At 63.8% G+C, this 18388-nt stretch carries 17 protein-coding genes; 5 read left to right on the top strand and 12 right to left on the bottom strand.

The window, feature by feature from the left end; translation table 11 throughout:
• The first annotated feature begins 4 nt into the window (after window positions 1-4).
• Both AS850_RS03455 and AS850_RS03450 read left to right on the top strand, forming a co-directional pair.
• The gene (locus tag AS850_RS03455) at window positions 5-220 is read left to right on the top strand and encodes a hypothetical protein (RefSeq protein ID WP_119867868.1); all 216 of its coding nucleotides are present in this window, start codon (window positions 5-7) and stop codon (window positions 218-220) included.
• Between the two features lie 60 nt (window positions 221-280).
• Window positions 281-544: a three-helix bundle dimerization domain-containing protein gene (locus tag AS850_RS03450; protein ID WP_216819847.1), complete on the top strand. Its 264-nt coding sequence runs from the start codon at window positions 281-283 to the stop codon at window positions 542-544.
• Between the two features lie 1464 nt (window positions 545-2008).
• On the opposite strand, the gene AS850_RS03445 is transcribed toward AS850_RS03450, so the two are convergent.
• Entirely contained in the window at window positions 2009-2608 is a 600-nt protein-coding gene (locus tag AS850_RS03445) for a TetR/AcrR family transcriptional regulator (protein ID WP_119867867.1), read from the bottom strand.
• Window positions 2609-2726: 118 nt separating this feature from the next.
• Between AS850_RS03445 and AS850_RS03440 the strand changes: the two genes are divergently transcribed.
• Complete coding sequence (locus AS850_RS03440) at window positions 2727-3671, top strand: alpha/beta hydrolase family protein (RefSeq protein WP_119870099.1); 945 nt, start codon at window positions 2727-2729, stop codon at window positions 3669-3671.
• 260 nt (window positions 3672-3931) lie between these two features.
• Here AS850_RS03440 and AS850_RS16230 read toward each other — a convergent pair whose 3' ends face one another.
• Entirely contained in the window at window positions 3932-4408 is a 477-nt protein-coding gene (locus tag AS850_RS16230) for a hypothetical protein (protein WP_123955439.1), read from the bottom strand.
• An 865-nt stretch (window positions 4409-5273) separates the two neighbouring features.
• On the opposite strand from AS850_RS16230, the gene AS850_RS16225 reads away from it, so the two are divergent.
• Window positions 5274-5744 carry a hypothetical protein gene (locus AS850_RS16225; RefSeq protein ID WP_123955438.1) on the top strand — a complete coding sequence of 157 codons (471 nt, stop codon included), beginning with the start codon at window positions 5274-5276 and terminating at the stop codon, window positions 5742-5744.
• A gap of 851 nt (window positions 5745-6595) precedes the next feature.
• On the opposite strand, the gene AS850_RS16450 is transcribed toward AS850_RS16225, so the two are convergent.
• The 3 genes from AS850_RS16450 to AS850_RS17025 all read right to left on the bottom strand — a co-directional run bounded on the left by AS850_RS16450 (window position 6596) and on the right by AS850_RS17025 (window position 7330).
• The gene (locus AS850_RS16450; RefSeq protein ID WP_164088379.1) at window positions 6596-6769 is read right to left on the bottom strand and encodes a hypothetical protein; all 174 of its coding nucleotides are present in this window, start codon (window positions 6767-6769) and stop codon (window positions 6596-6598) included.
• Window positions 6766-6924: a hypothetical protein gene (locus AS850_RS16445; protein ID WP_164088378.1), complete on the bottom strand. Its 159-nt coding sequence runs from the start codon at window positions 6922-6924 to the stop codon at window positions 6766-6768. Before AS850_RS16445 ends, AS850_RS16450 begins: the two co-directional genes overlap by 4 nt.
• Window positions 6925-7045: 121 nt before the next feature.
• Window positions 7046-7330: a nuclear transport factor 2 family protein gene (locus AS850_RS17025; RefSeq protein WP_164088377.1), complete on the bottom strand. Its 285-nt coding sequence runs from the start codon at window positions 7328-7330 to the stop codon at window positions 7046-7048.
• Between the two features lie 554 nt (window positions 7331-7884).
• On the opposite strand from AS850_RS17025, the gene AS850_RS03430 reads away from it, so the two are divergent.
• Entirely contained in the window at window positions 7885-10080 is a 2196-nt protein-coding gene (locus AS850_RS03430; RefSeq protein WP_119867865.1) for an RICIN domain-containing protein, read from the top strand.
• Window positions 10081-10175: 95 nt separating this feature from the next.
• Here AS850_RS03430 and AS850_RS03425 read toward each other — a convergent pair whose 3' ends face one another.
• The 7 genes from AS850_RS03425 to AS850_RS03395 form a co-directional block, all read right to left on the bottom strand.
• The gene (locus tag AS850_RS03425; RefSeq protein ID WP_119867864.1) at window positions 10176-12503 is read right to left on the bottom strand and encodes a beta-glucosidase family protein; all 2328 of its coding nucleotides are present in this window, start codon (window positions 12501-12503) and stop codon (window positions 10176-10178) included.
• Window positions 12504-12527: 24 nt separating this feature from the next.
• Window positions 12528-13595: a LacI family DNA-binding transcriptional regulator gene (locus AS850_RS03420; RefSeq protein ID WP_119867863.1), complete on the bottom strand. Its 1068-nt coding sequence runs from the start codon at window positions 13593-13595 to the stop codon at window positions 12528-12530.
• The gene (locus tag AS850_RS03415; protein WP_119870098.1) at window positions 13592-14482 is read right to left on the bottom strand and encodes a carbohydrate ABC transporter permease; all 891 of its coding nucleotides are present in this window, start codon (window positions 14480-14482) and stop codon (window positions 13592-13594) included. The genes AS850_RS03420 and AS850_RS03415 overlap by 4 nt, the downstream gene beginning before the upstream one ends.
• Window positions 14482-15399, bottom strand: a complete 918-nt coding sequence (locus AS850_RS03410; protein ID WP_119867862.1) for a carbohydrate ABC transporter permease — start codon at window positions 15397-15399, stop codon at window positions 14482-14484. Before AS850_RS03410 ends, AS850_RS03415 begins: the two co-directional genes overlap by 1 nt.
• A 3-nt stretch (window positions 15400-15402) precedes the next feature.
• Window positions 15403-16662 (bottom strand): extracellular solute-binding protein, encoded by a 1260-nt coding sequence (locus tag AS850_RS03405; RefSeq protein ID WP_236940807.1) that lies wholly within the window; start codon window positions 16660-16662, stop codon window positions 15403-15405.
• Window positions 16663-17105: 443 nt separating this feature from the next.
• Window positions 17106-17705, bottom strand: coding sequence for a hypothetical protein (locus AS850_RS03400; RefSeq protein WP_119867861.1), 600 nt, complete (start codon window positions 17703-17705; stop codon window positions 17106-17108).
• 364 nt (window positions 17706-18069) lie between these two features.
• Window positions 18070-18270, bottom strand: a complete 201-nt coding sequence (locus AS850_RS03395; RefSeq protein WP_119867860.1) for a hypothetical protein — start codon at window positions 18268-18270, stop codon at window positions 18070-18072.
• Between the last annotated feature and the right edge of the window lie 118 nt (window positions 18271-18388).

The raw sequence follows: 18388 nt of genomic DNA, 5'->3' as shown, positions 1-18388 counted from the left end.
GCTCATGCTGGTGCACCGCTGGACCCGTGACGCCGTCCTGGCACGAATGGCCGCCGAGACGGCCCTCATGAACGTCACCGACATCACCGACCGAGACCGCGCATCCTTGAGGCTCCAGCTGGAGACGATCCGTCACTCTGTGGAGGACGGCGCCATGACGTCGGAGCATGCGGCAGAAGAATTCGACGCACTCCGTCGACGCCTCACCCGCGCCGCCTGACCCGCACCGCAGGAAAGGACCGGGATTGCGGTCTTCGCCCGACCGGGACAGACTTCCGGCATGGATACCCCAGGTGAGGATCAGTCCGTCGGACAAGTCATCGACCGGCTAGCGGAGAAGTTCCCGTTACTCGAACGCGACCACATCCGGGATGTCGTCAACCAGGAACACCAGGTGTTCGCCGGGAAACCCATCCGCGACTACGTCCCCGTCCTCGTCGAACGACAGGCCAAGATTCGCCTCAAAGAGGACGCGGCAAACCCGCCCGTTCGACCTCGCGCCGAAGCCTCGACTGGAGCGACCTCTTCCGGCCGCGACGCTTAGCCCTGCTGATGCGGGGCCCAGTCGTCGGCAGCTCAGACCACAATTCCGGGCGGTCGGGTAGCCGTGATCTATCGCAGAAGTAGCTACTCCGTCTCGATGCTCGGTGAGGCGATCGGGGCAATCCATTCACGAGTTGACGGTCGAGGCGGTCGAATGCGACAACCCCGCAGGACACCTTCCGCGTCGTGCGTTGGTGGAGTGACCTTTTTCGCGGCTACCGCACTGACATTGTGCGGGTGCGCGGAATCACCCGTATCAGGTCAGCCGACGACACACACTTCGAGCATGCAGACGCCCTCCCACACTCCCGCGTCGAACGTCTCGAGTCACACAGGATGCTCGACATACTTGCAGTTGTCCGCACAGCCACCCCGAGGGGAAACCCGGCTCAAGGAACTCCAAAACTCCATAGTCGAGTGCGAGAGCGCAGCGAGCTGGAAGGAAGAAGCAATGCGGTATCCGGCAGCGGTCGGAACGACGCAACTGACGTGGAGCCAGGCAACGGCAGATCTCGCGCTCCTGTGCACCATGCGCCCAACGCCGACGAAGACGGTGGTATGCGGCTCGTGAAGTGCTGCGTCCAATGCTCGCCCGCAAGCCGGACCTTCTACGTTCGCGAAACTGCTGAGTCGTCCAAGCACGAATGGGAAACCAGGTAAAGACGGCCGGATGGAGGATTCGCGTACTCTGCTTCCCACCGAACGGCGCCGACACAAACTCCGCGTTGATAGCGGTCTACGGCTGGTTCCCAGCAGGTCAGAGTTGGTTACGTGATCGGACGTTGCTTTCCTGTGTCCGCGCCTCCTTTTGCCTCGAAGGCCGACTGTTTACGTCGGGCATCGCGGCGCCGCACGAGCCCGAAAACCACCATCGAGATTCCGATCAGCGCTTCTAGGAAAACGGTCCCTGTGAAACTGCCGCTAAGGGCTAAGGCTCCGACGAGGAGCAAAAAGAGCAAGCCAGTGACGACTTGGAAAGTTCCTATTGTCCGCCGCCGGTCGATAGCTTGGCGCTGCTGAATCAAGGACGGCATGGTGGAAAGTTACCCTTCCGGGTTTCCGAAAGGACCCTAATGCCCTCAGGGATCCGCTGGCCGCAAATCCGGCTCATTTGAGGGGCGGCCTACTCGAAAGGTAGCGCCCGATCGCGATGCCAATCGTCACTGCACCAAGCACCACGAGGATCGCTCAAACGATTCCGTGGCCCGCACCGGCCAGCTCACCGCCAATCGAGAGCATGACCGCCCCTTCGGCGGCAAGGAGAATCCAGGATCTACGGGCCATCCGCTGAGTATGCGTCGTGCGGGCCTACCCGACCAAGCCACGGTCCCAAGAGGAACGTTCATCGTGCATGTTCCGTTGGAAAGCCCTTCTGCACGGGTAGGGATGTGAATCGCAACGACAAATGGCTTGATTCTCGCGGCGCTTCCTGTCGTGCTCCGCGCGAGGGCGCAATCGGCACGGGCTAGCGTGGCCCTCGGCTAAGCACGCCAGTGATGAATAGCTGCACGAGGGCGCCGGCCTCGTACCGGGCGTCACTTGCGGCGCCGATGCAGAGGTTGCCGATGCCTTTGAGCACGTTGTACGCATCGACCGACGGAGCTGCGTCGACGGATTCGAGTGCTGCCTCGAGGAGGTCGCCACACACTGGCATGAGACGTCCGACGAAGTAGGTATGCAGAGCATCGGACCCGGCGCTGTCTCCGTGGAGTGCGCTGGCGAGGCCGTGCTTGGTGACGAGGAACTCCACAAACAAAGCCACCCATGCCCGCAAGGCTGCCTCGGGCGTCGAGCTCTCAGCGAGTAGTCGCGGGCCTGCCTCTGCACACGCCTCGACCTGGTGCCGGTACACCGCCACCACGAGCTCCGGACGGGTCGGGAAATGACGGTAGATCGTCCCCACACCAACGCCGGCCTCGACTGCGATCTCGCGCACCGGAGCGTCGACTCCGGAGGTCACGAACACCGCTGCCGCGGCGTCTAGGAGCGCCTGCTGGCTTCGACGCGGACGGCCCACTTGCTGGGGCCGCGCAGGGTGCGACCGGTCGCTCTCGGTCTCAGCCATGTGCCCGTCCTCTCCATACTGATCGCGCATACTTGCATTACGGAGCATAGTTCCGTAACGTTACGGAACGACGCTCCGATAAATCGTATCTTAGAGCGCGCCTCAGAAAGGAATGGCCATGACCTCGCTTCTCTTCGACGCGCTGGACGGCATCATCGGCGCCAGCACTCCGGTCGTCTCCGTCGCTCCAGTGACGTTGTCCGCCCCCGACCGTCCGGTCCCGCTGGAGGTGCGTGTGTCCGCGCCGACTGCCGGCACGAACCTCCCCGTGGTGGTGTTCTCCCACGGCAACGGGTGGAACCTCGACGGCTACGCGCCGCTCACCGCGTTCTGGGCCTCGCGAGGGTTCGTCGTAATCCAGCCCACCCACCTCGACTCGCGCCGAAACGGTTTCGGGTTCGACCACCCGGCGTTTCCGACGATCTGGACCGAGCGGATCGCGGATCTCACCCGGATCCTCGACCAGCTCGACACCATCGAGACCGCCGTACCCGGACTTGCTGGCCGCATCGACCGCAGCCGCGTTGCCGCGACCGGTCACTCCTGGGGCGGACAGACGGCCCAGTCGCTCCTCGGCGCACGGATCTTCGACGAAGCCGGCCAGGTCGGCGAGGACCTGTCTGACAGCCGAGTCACCGCTGGCATTTTGTTCGCAGCAACCGGCGTCGGCGGCGAAGACCTGCATCCGTTCGCGCAGGCGAACTTTCCGTTCATGCGCCCCTCATTCCAGGAGCTGACCACACCCACCCTCGTCATCGCGGGCGATCATGACCAGTCCAAGATGTCCAGCCGCGGACCCGACTGGTTCACCGACGCCTACACATACAGCCCCGGCGCCACCGACCTCCTCACCTTCTACGGGGCCGAGCACGCCCTCGGCGGGATCGTCGGCTACGAAGTGGCCGAGACCACCGACGAGAACCCTGAGCGGGTGGCCGTCATCCAGCAGATGAGTACCGCGTATCTGAGGACTGCTCTCCACGTCGACGAAAGCAGCTGGTCCGCTGCTCGCTCCGCGTTCAGTGACAGCACCGATCCGATCGGGCGCGTCGACACTAAGTAGTAGATGCGGTTCCGCCCCTCGCCCCAACCGCTGGCGAGGGGCCTGGCATCGGTACTCAAGTAGAGGAAGACGATCCGGCTGGCGTCCGGGAACGACCGTCCACGAGACAGTTGCGCCCGTCGATTCGGGTGCGGACTTGGTCGGTCAGTGGCGGTGCTCTGCGATCGCTCACGGGCATGGTCGGGCGCGAGAACGTCTCGCATCCCATCTGTTCTGGCACGCTTGAGTTTTCGCACACCTGGGCGCACGAAGAGGAACCCTCAGCGTTCGTCGTCCAGGTAGTCGCCGCCGACTCCGGCCCATTTATGCAGGACGTCTCGGCCTTCATGCGCGTGCTCGGCAAATTTCGGGAGCGCTCCTCGTGCGTTGAGGACGCTGACCGGAGTGGATCGCTTCCGTCCTCGAGAATCCGTCCACTTCACAAATGGCCAGGGCGTGATCGACGTGATCGACTGGCGCGGAATGGTCCGTGACCACAACTGGCCGTAGACAACCATCTGGTCCTGTCGAAGAGTGACTCGTGCCCTGGGGATGCGAATAGCCGTCACGATTCCGAAGACTATGGCCAGAACGCCGATTACGAACCAAGGCCATCCCGGGGTGATCGTGGTCCCTGCGTAGATGAAGAACCCTCCGGCGAGAGCCATGATGATTCCGCCGCCGACACCAACCCATTTAGTGATTCGAAGCTGCTGGACGACGATGTCTGAGGTTGGGTCTTGCCTGTCCGAGTTCACGATTGCCAGATAACTCTCGCGGCGACTTGCATGTCCAGGCCTCCGTACGGAAGGACCAACCGCGACTTCATCCGCGCATGAAGGCGAATGTTGACCTTGAGAGTCTCTGGCGTTGGGCGGTGCGCGGATGGAACTGTGATTGCGCGGGTAGCTGCGAACCGAGTGCTGGAGTAGTTTTTTGGGATCATGACATCGAGTTGCGCGCTGGGTTGCGACGTCGGTTTGGGCGCCCTGATCTAGTTTAAGGATTCCTTTTCCAAGACCCCTCTCAGTGGATTCGGCCTCCTCGCCATTGCCTTCGGTCTTCTTGAGATGCTGATAAGAAAACCCCTGGGACGCTCCGCGTTCCAGCAGTGGACTGCAATGGGTCAAACCAGACTTGCAAAAACACCCGAATGGTGGGCCCGGTTCACCTGGATACCGGTAATCGCCATTTGGGTGCTTGGCGTCGTTCTCTTCCTCGTCGGCTTGCGATAGTCAGAAAGACACTCTCATGAGCCAGAACAGCGGGGGGGCTGATCACCGCCATCATCGCCTTGGGTATCACTGCCCCTATTGGTATGACGCTTTTCTTCAAAAAAATGCGCGGGGGCTCTCGACCTCCAGCGGACCGCGTCAAAGACGAATAAGCATCAGATCGTCGGGGATCGACCTCAATGCAATCGCCCGATCCCCAAGGGATGCTGCAGCGTCTGCTATCGACTTGGTTGGCTTGTCCTGCACGTAAGCCGGACCTTCAACGTCCGCCTCGACGGACGCGCAGAGGGAACCTTCATCGTGCTCTTCGGCAGTTTGTTGTGACTGAGGGAGTTGCGAGTCCTTGTCCGCGACAAGCGGCCGCTACAACCGTGCAAGCATCTACGACATGAAGTGGTTTACCCGAGACGAGTACGAGACAGAAGATGTTCGGCTCCGCTATGAACGGCATCTCGCCACGCTTGCGCCGTCCCTGTCGGCGGGAGTCCTCGAGCTCACAACTTTGGCGATCGGAGATGCCAAGGTCCGGTCTTGGGTCGCCGAGGATGGCATTTTCACGCTTTGCCTGTCTGTGCTGAACGGCTCAGAAATGGTCGAAGACGTGGAGATCAACTACCACGAAGCCTCGGTCGAGGTTCTTGGCGGTGCCGACCTCGATGCGTTGGCGCTCACAGCCGGTGACATTGATCTTCTCGATAGCGAGGTTGACCGGGAGAGCGATGGGCGGTTCGCACATCGGCACTGGGCTTGGCCCACGGGTCAGTTCACCGTGCGATTTAAAGACGCAACGGTAGTTCGATCTCCGTCATCGCTCCGCGCAAGACATGTACTATTCGAGCGTCCTCGGCATCGATCCTAGGAGAACCTCCACCCTGGTGTTTATAAGCGCTCGACCAATAACTCGCCGAAGACCCCTTGCGGTGCGCGCCGTGCGAGACTGCCAGGCGTGATCACACATGACCGGGCAACCCTTGCTGTGTACAGCGAGGAAACCACAGCTGCTTCCATGACGCAGACCCTCCGCCTCTGACCGACGTCATGGAACGAAAAGGGAGACGCGACTCTCGCGGCAAAAGCCGGCCGAGATGCCTCCCGGTCCAGGTTGGTCGAGCCCAGAGCACGCTGGAGCTACCACGCTGACGAATCTGCGGCTGATACATCGGACGAAACTGGCTTCCGGACGCTCAGGGTCTTGATCGATGTCTTGTCATCGCGAACTCGGGAGCTGGCGGCGCTGCGAGCAACATGCGAAACAGTGATCGGGTGGTCTGGTGACTCCGACAGCAGTCAGGGAGGCTTCGTTTTGCCGTCCGCGATGATGAACGACCTCGCAGCCCTTGGCTGCGATCTTTACGGCACGACCTACCTTGACGGGCAGTAGAAATTCTCGGACCACGTCCGCTTTAGGTTCGTTCTCGATTCGCCGGCACCCGGGCAACTGTCACGGACCGGTAAGGGCGTTCCGGAGCCGTTGGGATCTCCTTTGCTGGGACTGCTGTCAGATCAGTTGACCAATGGCGCGCGCGGGCCGGACCCTCACCGCTCGTGTCGGCCGACGTTCGGACGGGAACGGCTAGCGGGTCGATGACCCTGGCGGCGTGACGAAGAACTTGAAGCCTACGTGGGAGTCGACAAACCCCAGCCTTCGATAAAACGGGACTGCTGATGGTTTCGTTGACTGTGACCGCTAGCCGGACCTCTAGCGTTCGGTCACATGTGGCCCCGTAGTTGCCCCCAGCCGAAGGTGGTCTCCGAGATCCAGTCCTGGAGGTCTGAGTAGAACCGTTCCCTGTTCTCGTCGTCCGTCATCGACGACGCAAGCCAAAAATTCTGGAGTTCGCCGCGGACCTCGACGGCGAGCCACTCAGCATCGATGCCGATCACTGCATCGGCCGCAAGTTCGACGACGTCGTCCCGCCCAGCGCCCCCGCCCGAACCCGAATCGAAAGGCTCAGCGTCGCGAGCTCGTCCTCCGTCAGCAGCTCCTGCAAAACGGGCATGTAGACGCGGGGGATCACCTCGCGAAGGTAGTCGGCCACCGTAAGCACCCGATCATCATCGCTACCATCCGGGTCAAAGAGAAAGAGGGCTGCCGTGAAACCACGGTAACCGTATCCAACACGGATGAGGAGGTCTCAGTGGGCAGCCACCTGGCTAGCTTCACCGTCCGAACCCCTCGAGCTGCCGATCGATGGAGAAACCTGCACCTGCCGCCCGCGTCTCAAAAAGCCAGCGATCGCCAGCATGAACGTAAGTATCGACGTATCTGCCACCAGACCGGATCCACTGTCCTCCCGCGAACCGAGCAACGACGAGGAGGTCACTTACGCCTCGCGCTCGTTCCCCATCGATGGTGACAATCAAGTTGGAGCACCAATGGTGGTTCTTGGGAAGGAGCCACCATTGCTTCTGAACGGCACGACTTATGGCCTCGACACCGACCACTTCCTCGCCCGCTGTCCAGAAACCATGGCCGACGCCAGGATCGAGAATGTGGCGAAGAACCGCGACGGCGACTTCATCTATGTCGGCGTTGCTGGGCCTGGCCGGTCGAGCAGTTGGTGCGGCTCTCCGCGAAGAGTCGTCAGCGTCGGGGCAGCCGGATGGAGGTCATCGGCCCAAACGAGTCGGCCGTCGCGTTGCGCGATTTGACACGACCTAGTAGTCGGTAGGGCTGGTGGTGCAGCCAACGTGTCGGTGTAAGCGCGCCTGAGCTTGCGGATTCTCTCCGCGGGCGAACGCCTGATACGAGCGTTGCACGTGAGTACGACGGCTCGCGTGGGTGGCGAGAATCTTCCCGGTGCAGCATTCGTCGCAAGCCGACCGGATCTTCAACGGTCGTTCGCGGTTTCTTGGAGGCTGACGACTAGCTCTATCGAGTTCAACCCTGCAACCAGCAGATTGCGGGGCCGTCACGAAAGTCTTTCCAGAATGGCTCCACAGCGGCGGTCGGGGTTGAACCTGGAGAGACCTATTCCTGACGAAGGGGATCCGCAACGATGCGATCACACCTCCCACCCCCGTCCATTCCGGACTCCCGGACCATCTCGAAGCATCGGCTCGCCGTCCGGCTTCTGAGCGTCCTCGGCGTAGCAACCGTGGTCGGCAGCGCCATCATCGGCGCACAGCCCGCTCGGGCCTATGTCCCGACGCCGGGCGTGATGTACGCGCCCACCTCGACTGAGGCCACGCAGGTGAACAAGGCCAACGCCGTCCTGTACCCGAAAGCAGCGTCGCTCCCCAGCGGCCGCCTGGTCGCGACGTTCGAACGGAGTATCGGAGATCCGGTCGGCCAGACCTTGCCGATTTACAAGAGCGACGATTTCGGAACCTCCTGGCAGAAGCTCACCGACCTGTCCTCGCCCGCGGCAATGACCAAGGGAACGTCCCGAGAAGCCGCCTTCGCGAAATACACCAGCAACTGGACCAATCCTTACCTGTACACGCTCCCGCAGGACGTGGGGTCGCTGAAGGCGGGGACGCTTCTCCTGGCGAGTGTCGTGTCGGGGGATGATCCGTATTACAAGGAGCAGAAAGCGGCCAACCCGAATTGGGTGCCCACGCAGGACGGTGACCGCAAAGACCTCGCCATCGCGCTCTACGCGGACACCTCGGGGACCGGGTCGTCGTGGCAGTTCTTGAACATCGTCGCCACCGGAGGGTGGGAAGGGTCCTACGGAAACCTTCACTCCACCGAGAACACGTATGCGCAGAACGACCCAGTATGGGAGCCCTTCCTCATGGTCTACAACGGGCAACTCGTCGCGTACTACTCGGACGAGAACGAATACTCCAGCTACGACACGTCGACAGGTCTCCTCACCCCCGACCCGAACAACGCGACCGCCAAAGACCCCATCACCCAGATCCTCGTGCACAAGACATGGACGGGGGCGACGGCGGACGGCTGGAGTGCACCCGTCGTGGACGTCGCAGAAACCGTGGCCGGAAGTTCGTCCACGGGGAGGCCAGGCATGACCACGGTCGTCCCGACCACGGACGGAAAGTGGTTGATGACGTTCGAACAGGGCGGTGCCCGTGTCTCGGACAACCCGCTCCGCTTCTGGGACAAACCGAACGTGACGCTGAAGAACGCGGGAGGGCAGTCGATCCACAACGCCGGTTCGCCCGTCCTCATCACCGTGCCGCGCGCCAACGGCAAATGGGAGATCGTCTTCAACAACCTCGATGGCGCCAACGGCGGAGACGTGTATGTGAACACGACGGGTTCCAGTACCGGAACGTGGACGCGCATGCGCACGTCGGTGGGTGCGGGCTACAGCCGGAACCTGACGTACGTCCCGCAGACAGGCCGCGTCGTCATCCTGCGCGGCAACTTCGGAGCCGCCAACCCCATCGAGTTCGGCGAGGTCGACCTGGGCCAGTCGATCGGGCAGTACTACCAGCTCGTCAATAAGAAGACCGGTGACGTCCTCGGCACAGGCAACACCGCCCAGGACAGCGACTTCAGCGGTGGGCGCGTCGATACCGAGACGTCCGGGTCGGTCTCCGACACCGACACCCAGTGGTGGCACCTCACCCCGAAAGCGAACGGGAAGACGACACTGCTGAACGCGTCCGGAGGACGAGCCCTCGGCATCTGGCAGGGAAGCACCTCAGCCGGAGCGCAACTCGCCCTGTGGAACGACGACGACAAGAGCGACAAGCTCTGGAATCTTTTGGACAACACCGACGGCACCATCACACTCCAGTCCTCGTCGAACACCTCGCTCTACGCGACCGCGAACGCGAAAGGCACACCCGCCACGACGGCCACGGCAACCACGGACGGTTCCCAGAACTGGACTCTCGTTCCGCGCGAGACGGCCTCGTCTCGGCAGAACGTCGCATCCGGTCGGTGCCTCGACGTCCCCAACGGGACGACGGGAGCGCAGGTGCAGCTCTACGACTGCGTGGGAAACGCCAACCAGGTGATCACCCCGACCCGCAGCGGTGAGCTCCGGGTGGCCGGCGGCTGCCTGGGCGCGGAAGCGGACAGGACCGCACCCGGAACCCGGGTGATCCTCTGGTCCTGCAACGGAAACGTGAGCCAGCAGTGGGACCTGCGTGTCGACGGTTCGATCGCGAACCGTCTCAGCGGCCTGGTCCTGAACACCTCCGGCACCGGGAACGGAACCCCGGTCAGCCTGGCGGCCGCCACCGGATCCTCCAGCCAGAGATTCACCCGCCGGTAAAGATTCCTCACAACGAAGATCGCCGTCGCCCTGATCGGGGCGGCGGCGATCTTCGTTTCTGACCACGTCCTCGTAGCATCACGCCACGGGCGGTGTCACTTCACGGTCACAAGCGCGGGAACCTCCCACGCGCGCTCGACCGTCGTTTCTCGCTTCGGTCCCGAGAGGCGAACAGCCACCTCCCGGCCGGTGTCGGCGGCGGACTGGGCGACGGTGAACACGATCTCCCCGGGCTCGACGACCCGTCGCAGATCGGTTCCGGTGAACGCGAGCAGATCGGTGTGCACAGTGAAGGCCACTTCCGCCGTGGCACCGGGTTCGAGGTGGACCCGGGTGGAGGCGAGTCTCTGTCGAACGGGTCTCACCACGGAGGCCACCGGATCGCTCATGTACAGCTGGGGGACGTGCCATGCCTGCCGCGTCCCCGTGTTGGCGATCGTGGCGGTCACGGTCACGGTTCCGTCCGTGGCGACGTCCGAGGCGTCCGCTCGAGCGGCCCGGATCTCGAGAGTCGAGAAGGAGAGCCCATGACCGAACGGGAAGGCGGGTGTGGGATCGAGGTTGCTCACCCCGTCGCTCTTGAGGGCCAAGGGCGCGGCGAGATAGGTGCCCGGCTGGCTCGATGCTCGACCGGGGATCTGCACGGGAAGCCGACCTGAGGGGTCGACGCGGCCGGAGAGGACACCGGCGATCGCCTGGCCGCCTTCCTCCCCGGGGAAGAACACCTGCAGGGCCGCGTCCGCCCGGTCGGCGTGCTCCCCGATCGCATACGGGCGACCCGACAGCACCACGAGCACGACTCGGTCTGTGGCATCGAGGACTCGTCGCACGAGCTCGTCCTGCATTCCGGGAAGGTCCAGGGAGACGACGTCGCAGCCCTCCCCGGACGTACCGTGCCCGAACATGCCTGACCGGTCTCCGACGACCACGACGGTGAGATCGGCGGCTTCCGCCGCACGGACAGCGTCGGGGATCCCACCGAAGTCGTCTCCGATGATGGGGGTGCCCTGCTCGTAGTGGACGTCGGCGTCCGGGAACTCGGCCCGGATGGCGTCCAGGATCGTGGGCGCATCGATCCCGATGTCGACGCCCTCATGGCCTGCGACGACGTGGTTGGGGAAGGAGTAGCAGCCGAACAGGCAACCGGAATCGTCGGCACCGGCGCCGACCACCGCGATCGACGTCGGCGCGTGGACGGGGAGGAAGTCGCCGCGATTGCTGAGGAGGATCACCGACTCTTCCGCGATTCGCCCAGCGATGTCCCGGTTCGTCAACGAGTCGAGGTTCGTCGTCGTCACCCCGTCTCCCTCCGGCGTCCAGCCGGGATCGAGGAGCCCCAATTCGATTTTCTGCGCGAGGACCCGCAGCACCGCCCGGTCGATGATCTCCTCCGTGAGAGTTCCACCGGCAACCGCGGAGAGGAGATTCTGCCCGAAGCCGAGCGTGTGCGGCAGCTCGACGTCCATGCCGGCCGACAGGGAGGCGACTCCTGCCTCACCGAGGGTCTCAACGACGTGATGGGTGGACTGAAGGAAAGGGACGGCCCAGTAGTCGGAGACGACCGTTCCCGTGAACCCCCACTGGTCCCGCAGGATGCCCGTCAACAGCTTCTCGTCGGCGGCCGGCGGCACACCGTCCACGTCGGCGTACGAATTCATCACCGATCCGACGCGCCCTTCGAGTACGGCGCGGGCGAACGGAGGCAGGACGACGTCGGCGAATTCGCGGGGCCCCATGGAGACGGGGGCGTGATTGCGGGCACCGCGCGAGGCGCTGTAGCCGGCGAAGTGTTTCAACGTCGCGATGAGACCTGACGACTGCAGGCCCTGGACATAGGCGGTCGCGATCTCCCCGACGAGAGCGGGGTCCTCACCGAGGGTCTCCTCGACACGTCCCCACCGGTAGTCGCGGACGACGTCGAGCACGGGCGCGAGGCCCTGGTGGATCCCGAGCGAACGCATGTCGTGGCCGATGGCGGCCGCCATCTCGCGGATGAGCTCCGGGTCGTTGGTGGACGCCCAGGCGAGAGGGGTCGGGAAGACGGTCGCCGTCCACGCCGTGAAACCCGTCAGGCACTCCTCGTGCGCGACGGCGGGGATGCCGAAGCGATTCGCTGCGACGACCTGCTCCTGCAACCGGACCAGCTTCTCGCGGCCCTCCCGGACGGTCACGGGGTTGGTCCCGAACGGCCTGGTGATCTGTCCGATACCGTCGCGAACCGCCTCGTCGAACGCTTCCGCTCGGAGAAGGGTGTCCTGCATGGGAGCGACGTCGCCCCCGGCGCCTTCCGCATCGGGCCAGGTGCTGCCGAGCTGCTGCACCTTCTCCCTGAGGGTCATGTCCACCAGGAGTGACGTCGCGCGTTCCGCGGCGGTGAGGGTGACGTCCTGCCAGGGCTGAGTGGTGTTCGTGTCGATGCTCATGAGTGTCCGTTCGGGCGCCGCGGTCTACGCGGGATTCGAGTCGTGGGGAGGAGCCGTGGAGGCGCGGATGACGAGGTCGGTGGAGAGTTCGGTGCGTTTGGTCACGAGAGTCTCTCCGCGGGCCAGGCGCAGGAGGGTGAACAGCGCTGTTCTCCCGATGTCCGCGATCGGCTGATGGACGGTCGTCAGAGGCGGGGTGGCGATCGCGGCTATGTGGGTGTCGTCGAACCCGACGACGCTGAGGTCTTCCGGCACGGTCAGGCCCATCCTCCGCGCAGCCTCGAGGACGCCCATCGCTGAGACGTCGCTGCCCGCGAAGATCGCGGTCGGCCGGTCGCCTCCCGTGAGCAGGGCCGTCGCCGCGGCCAGTCCGTGCTCGAAGGTGTAGCTGTGACGCGGAACGGTCGTGGCGTCCACGGTGATTCCGGACTCGGCCATGGCGGCCGCCCAGCCGTGAGCTCGGACGATGTCGCACGCCGCCCCTTCGGGCCCGCCGATGTAGCGGATGTTGCGATGGCCGAGATCGAGCAGGTGCCGGGTCGCTTGGTAGGCGCCCTGCCAATTGGTGGCCCCGATGCTCGGCGTCGATGTCCTGGGCGAGTCGATCGGGTCGACGAGGACCATGGGCATGGCGACCGCTCGAAGCGCGCGCGCCCGCGGCGCTGAATACGCGCTCGTCAACTCGATCACTCCGGATCGACCCGCTCGGGCCAGTTTCTGCGCCCAGCCCACCGGATCCCGCTTTTCGACCCCTGTCAGGTTGCGGAGGGTCACACCGACGTCGAACATGCCCGCGGCATCCATGACGCCCTGGAGGAATGTCGACACGTAGGGGTTCCCGATGTCGCGCGAATCGACGAGCAGTTCGACGCTCACCTCACCGCGGTCGTGGGCGCCCCGTTGCCGTTCTCCGATGCTCACGTACCCGAGTTGACCGATGGCATGCTGAACGCGTTCGCGGGTGTCGTCTCCCACCCCGGAACGGCCGTTGACCACCTTGGAGACGGTCCCGATGGAGACCCCCGCGACCTTCGCGACCGCGTCGAGAGTCGTGCGGTGGCCGGCACCGGGAGCCGGTGCCACGGTGGTCACTTACCGAACCCCGCCGTGATGCCGGCGACGAGCTGGCGACGCCCGACGAGATACAGAGCGAAGATCGGCAACGTCGAGAGGACCACGGCAGCCAGAGTAGCCGGTACGTTCACGCTGAACTGCCCCTGGAACGTCCAGAGGGACAGTGGGAGGGTGCGCTTGTCCGGGCTCTGCGTCAGCACGAGCGGGAACAGGAAGCCGTTCCAGACAGTCAGCGCGTCGTAGATAATCACGGTGATCAGGGCCGGACGGGAAAGAGGTGTCACCAGGGAGATCAGGATGCGCCAGTTCGATGCGCCGTCGACGCGCATCGATTCGAACAGCTCGTTGGGCAGATCACGCAGAAAGTTGCTGAGCACGAGCACGGTCAGAGGGATCGCGAACCCGATCGAGGGCAGGATCAGCGCCATCAACGAGTCGTAGAGGCCCACCTTGCTCATCATGTAGAAGAGCGGGATGATCGTCGCCTGCAGCGGCACGGCGAGACCCACCAGGAAGATAGAGAATCCCAGCTTGGTGAAACGCGTCTGAGAGCGGACGACCGCGTAGGCCGCCCCGAGGCTGACGGCCACGGTGACCGCGACACTCACCACGGTCACGATCGCGCTGTTGGCCAGGTAGAGGAAGAAGTCGCTCTGCAGCACCAGCGCGTACTGCGACAGGGTCGGTGCCGAGGGGGGTACGAGCTGGTTGGAGGAGTAGAAACCATCCTGTGGTCGGAGGCTCGTGATCACGATGTAGTAGATGGGCAGGATGATCACCGCCAACCAGACGTATCCGCCGAATGCGCCGATGAAATTGCGCGTCTTGTGTCCCTTGATTCGGCGGGACTTAGCGGGCTCGGGTCGAGTGGCGGGTGTGGTGCGGGCGTCGGAGAGGGTGCTCATCATGCCCCTTCTTGCTGGCTGGACATACGGTTGAAGCCGCTGAACTTCGTGAGGACGAGGGAGATTGCGAGGCCGATCACAGCGAGGATGATCGCGAGGACGCTCGCCGTGCCGAACTGCGCCGCGGAGAATCCCGTGACGTACATGTCGATCGGCAGGATGTTGATCGCACTGCTCGGAACGCCTCCCGTGAGAACGAAGACGACGTCGAAGTAGGTGAGCGACCCCGTGATCATCAGGGTGGATGACGTGATGAGGGTGTACCTCAGCTGGGGAAGGGTGATGGAGAAGAACTGCTGGACCCGCGAGGCGCCGTCGATCTGCGCGGCCTCGTAGAGACTGGCCGGGATCTGCCGGACGCCGCCCTGATAGAGGAGAGTGTGCAGCGGGACGAACTGCCAGGCGATGATGAACACGACGACGGGCAGGATCAGGGACGGGCTTCCGAGCCAGTTCTGCTTCAGCCAGGACACTCCGACCGATGCCCCCAACCCGAAGTTCGGGTCGAGGATGGCTTTGAACGCCAGTCCGATGGCCGCGGAGGACAGGATCAGCGGGAGGAAGTAGATCGCCGCGAGCAACGCCCGGTACTTCTGGGTTCCCGCCACGAAGACGCCCAGGAGAAGGCTGATCGGTGTCTGCACGAGCCACGAGAGAGCGACGACCTCGAGGGTGAGACCGAGGGCGTGCCACGTTCCGCGGTCAGCGAGGACGGTGGCCCAGTTCGCACCACCGACGAACACCGGGGACGAGATGGCATCCCAGGTGGTGAAGCTCAACCAGAGCGCGACGACGAGAGGGACGAGAGCGAAAAGGGCGAAGATCCCGAGCGCCGGCGCCATGTACCAGCCGGAGGGGGCGCCCACCCCGGTGGGGCGCTTACGCACCCCACCGGACTTGATGGTGCTGGAGGACATGTACTACTGGCCGATCGTCTTGTTCATCGCGTCAGAGAACTGGGTCGGGGTGATCGACTTGGTGAACAGCTGGTCGAGGTTCGTGAGCAGGGCTGTCGCCTCGGCGGAAGGAAGAGCCTGGTCCCACGACATCTGGAAGTTGGGCGCCGAATCGATGAGTGACGCGGTCTTGCCGACGAACGAGTCGCTGCCTCCACTGATCTGGCTCGAGACACCCTTGATAGGCGGAACCTGACCACCGTCGAGAAGCCGCTTCGTGTAGGCATCGTTGAAGGTGCCCTGGGTGAGGTACGCGATGGCGGTCTTCTTCTGCGCGGCCGATGCGTTCGCGGACACCGAGAAGTAGCCCGAGACGTTCCCGACGATGTTCGCCGGATCGCCCTTCCCGCCGCTGACGGACGGGAAGTTCGAGTAGCCGAGCGATGATTTCGTGAAGTCCGCAGCAGAGGTCTGGAAGGTCGAGTACGCCCACGCTCCCTGAAGGAGCATCGCCGCCTTGCCCGTGTACAGGAGCGCTGCGTCGGCGTTGCTGTCCGCGACGACCGAGTTGTAGTCGCTGCCGAAGGCACCTGCCGACACGAGCTGCTGCAGCATCGTGTTCGCCTTGATGATTCCGGGGTCGCTCCACGCGTTCTTCTTGCCCGCAGCGATGGCCTTGATCGCGTCCGGACCGGCCACACGGTCGACGAGGTATTCCTCCCACATCAGTTCCGGCCACTTGCTGCCGCCCGCGAGGGCGAACGGAAGGACGCCGGCGGACTTGAGCTTCGGGATGGCCGCGAGCAGTTCGTCCCACGTCGTCGGGGCGCTGACCCCCGCCTTCGCCAGGACGCTCTTGTTGAAGTAGAGAAGGACCGGGTAGGACGGATCCATCGGAACCGCGTACGTCTTGCCGTCGACCACACCGAGGTCGAAGACGGACGAGTTGTACTTGCTCTTGATCGACGCCGTCTCCGAGGTGAGATCAGCGACCTTTCCCGCCTTGACGTAGCTGTCGAGAGTTCCACCGGCCCAGCTGTAGATGATCGTCGGCGCCGAACCGGCGCCGACGGAGGTGCGGATCTTGGTCTTGTACGCGTCGTTCGCGAAGTACTGCGCGTTGATCTGCTCTTTCGGGTTGGCCTTGTTCCAGGCCGTCACGGCAGGCTCGACGACACCCGTCTGATCGCCGGTCAGCGCCCACAGGGTCGCGGTGCTGCCGCCGGCAGAAGACCCTCCAGCGGAACATCCGGAAAGAGCACCGACGATGGCGACCGTGGTCAACGCTGCCAGTGCGGCAACGCGGCGCCTTTTCGGGCGCCTGAAAGTGATGTGAGGCAACTTTGGCTCTATTTCTCTTGGAAGGAGTGAGCGGTCGGATCCGGATCAGGGGAACACGGCCGCTCGGTACGCCCATGAAGCTAGATGCAGCGATCTGACCACGACAAACCAACAGCGATTACTGGAAAACTTTTCGTTGTCGCATATCAATCGGTGCACCTGATGACAGCAAGAGGGGGCTCCACCACGGGCGCCACAAACCGGTGCCGTCAGGGCATTCGAGGCCGAGGCCGAGCACGGGCTCGGGTCAGGGAAGCAGTCGCCGGACTACCAACGTGCGCTTTTCCGGACGCTCAGACAGGAATTAGAGGGGTGGGTTGCTCGCGATATGTGACCAACACTCACGGGAAATGCGCTACGGAAAGGGCCAAGTTTCGACTGATGGGTCACGTCTTCGAGTCGAGCGTCAGGAATGTCACTGCGAGATTGGTCGCAGAAGGCATCATGCGTCCATCTCCGTCCGCGTCAGCTCCGTCGATGGTGATAACGGTCGAGCCTGCGATCAGTGTCATGTCGCGAAACCAGAAGCCCCCTTCGGAGTCCCAGGGTTCGTAGTGGAGCTCGAAGTTTGCGATGGGTGTCTTCGTGAGGAGGTTCCACGGGGGAACGTCGGTGACGTCCCAGCTCGCGCCTGTCCAGGTGCTCATGTCGCCACGTGCCAACCTGAGGGAGTCGGGCCAGGGCATGTCCCAGGTTGCGAAGAACGCTGCTCCATCGTCCAGCTCGAACTCGATGCCGAAGTCGACGTTGTGAAAGCCCTCGAACTTCCAGGCTGGCTCGTGGAGCTCAGCCGGATCCGTGACGCTTCGAAGGCCCGTGTGATCGCCCACGGCTCCTTCTGCGTATTCGAGCAGGATGTAGCGCACGCGCGACAGCGAGTGTCCGACCATCGCGTCGGCGATGGCTTGACGTCTCACGACGCCGGCACGGTCGAATGCGAAGCCGCGGTCGTCATCGTCGGGCAGGTGAGGCCGCTTCGTCGTCACGCACGAAATCTTGCCGGAAGTCGGGCGTCACGTCCGGTTTGACACTGCACGGAAGTGAGCGCCCGCCTGTCGCGGCCATCCAGCGGCTCGCGCAGCGCCCGGACCCGAGCCGTTCTCCGCCCCGCCTAGAGCCGTTGCACATGCTCGTAACGATCGCGACGGGCGTTTACCCCGCACGGTGAATGTGCACGCTCGGGTGCGTCAACTGCAACACGTCGGCCGCGATACCAGAGCGACCGATCGCAAGGCCGTGTGGAACCCGCAGCGGCTCGGCAATCTCGCCCTCGGCGACGGGTTGCCCGCGCTGCAACCCTGGCGCTGACAACATGTCGCAAAAACTCACACCCGGCGCCCGGAAGCGCCGCTAGCGACCCCGTGTATAGCGCCCTCGGAGGGCCGTGAAGGTCACGACGACGGCGAGCCCCACGGCGAGGATGAGAACTCCGTAGAGCTGGTGCTCGATCCGCGCGATGAATGACCCCGCCGCGAAGATGGCGATGCCGACCGCGAAGACGACCCAGAGCCACGCGGGAGTCTTGCCTCCGGATCCCGCCTTTTCCGTCATTCGTCGAGCCTATTCACCCCCGATCGGGATGGCACGTCGGCGCCTGATAACGGAGTCGGCACGGCGTGAACCGCCTTCCCTAGCTGTTGACTCCGACCCGGCAGTGGCCTGGGATAGG

Source organism: Frondihabitans sp. 762G35 (assembly GCF_002074055.1).
Classification (GTDB): Bacteria; Actinomycetota; Actinomycetes; order Actinomycetales; family Microbacteriaceae; genus Frondihabitans.
This window is presented reverse-complemented; position numbering and strand designations above follow the sequence as displayed.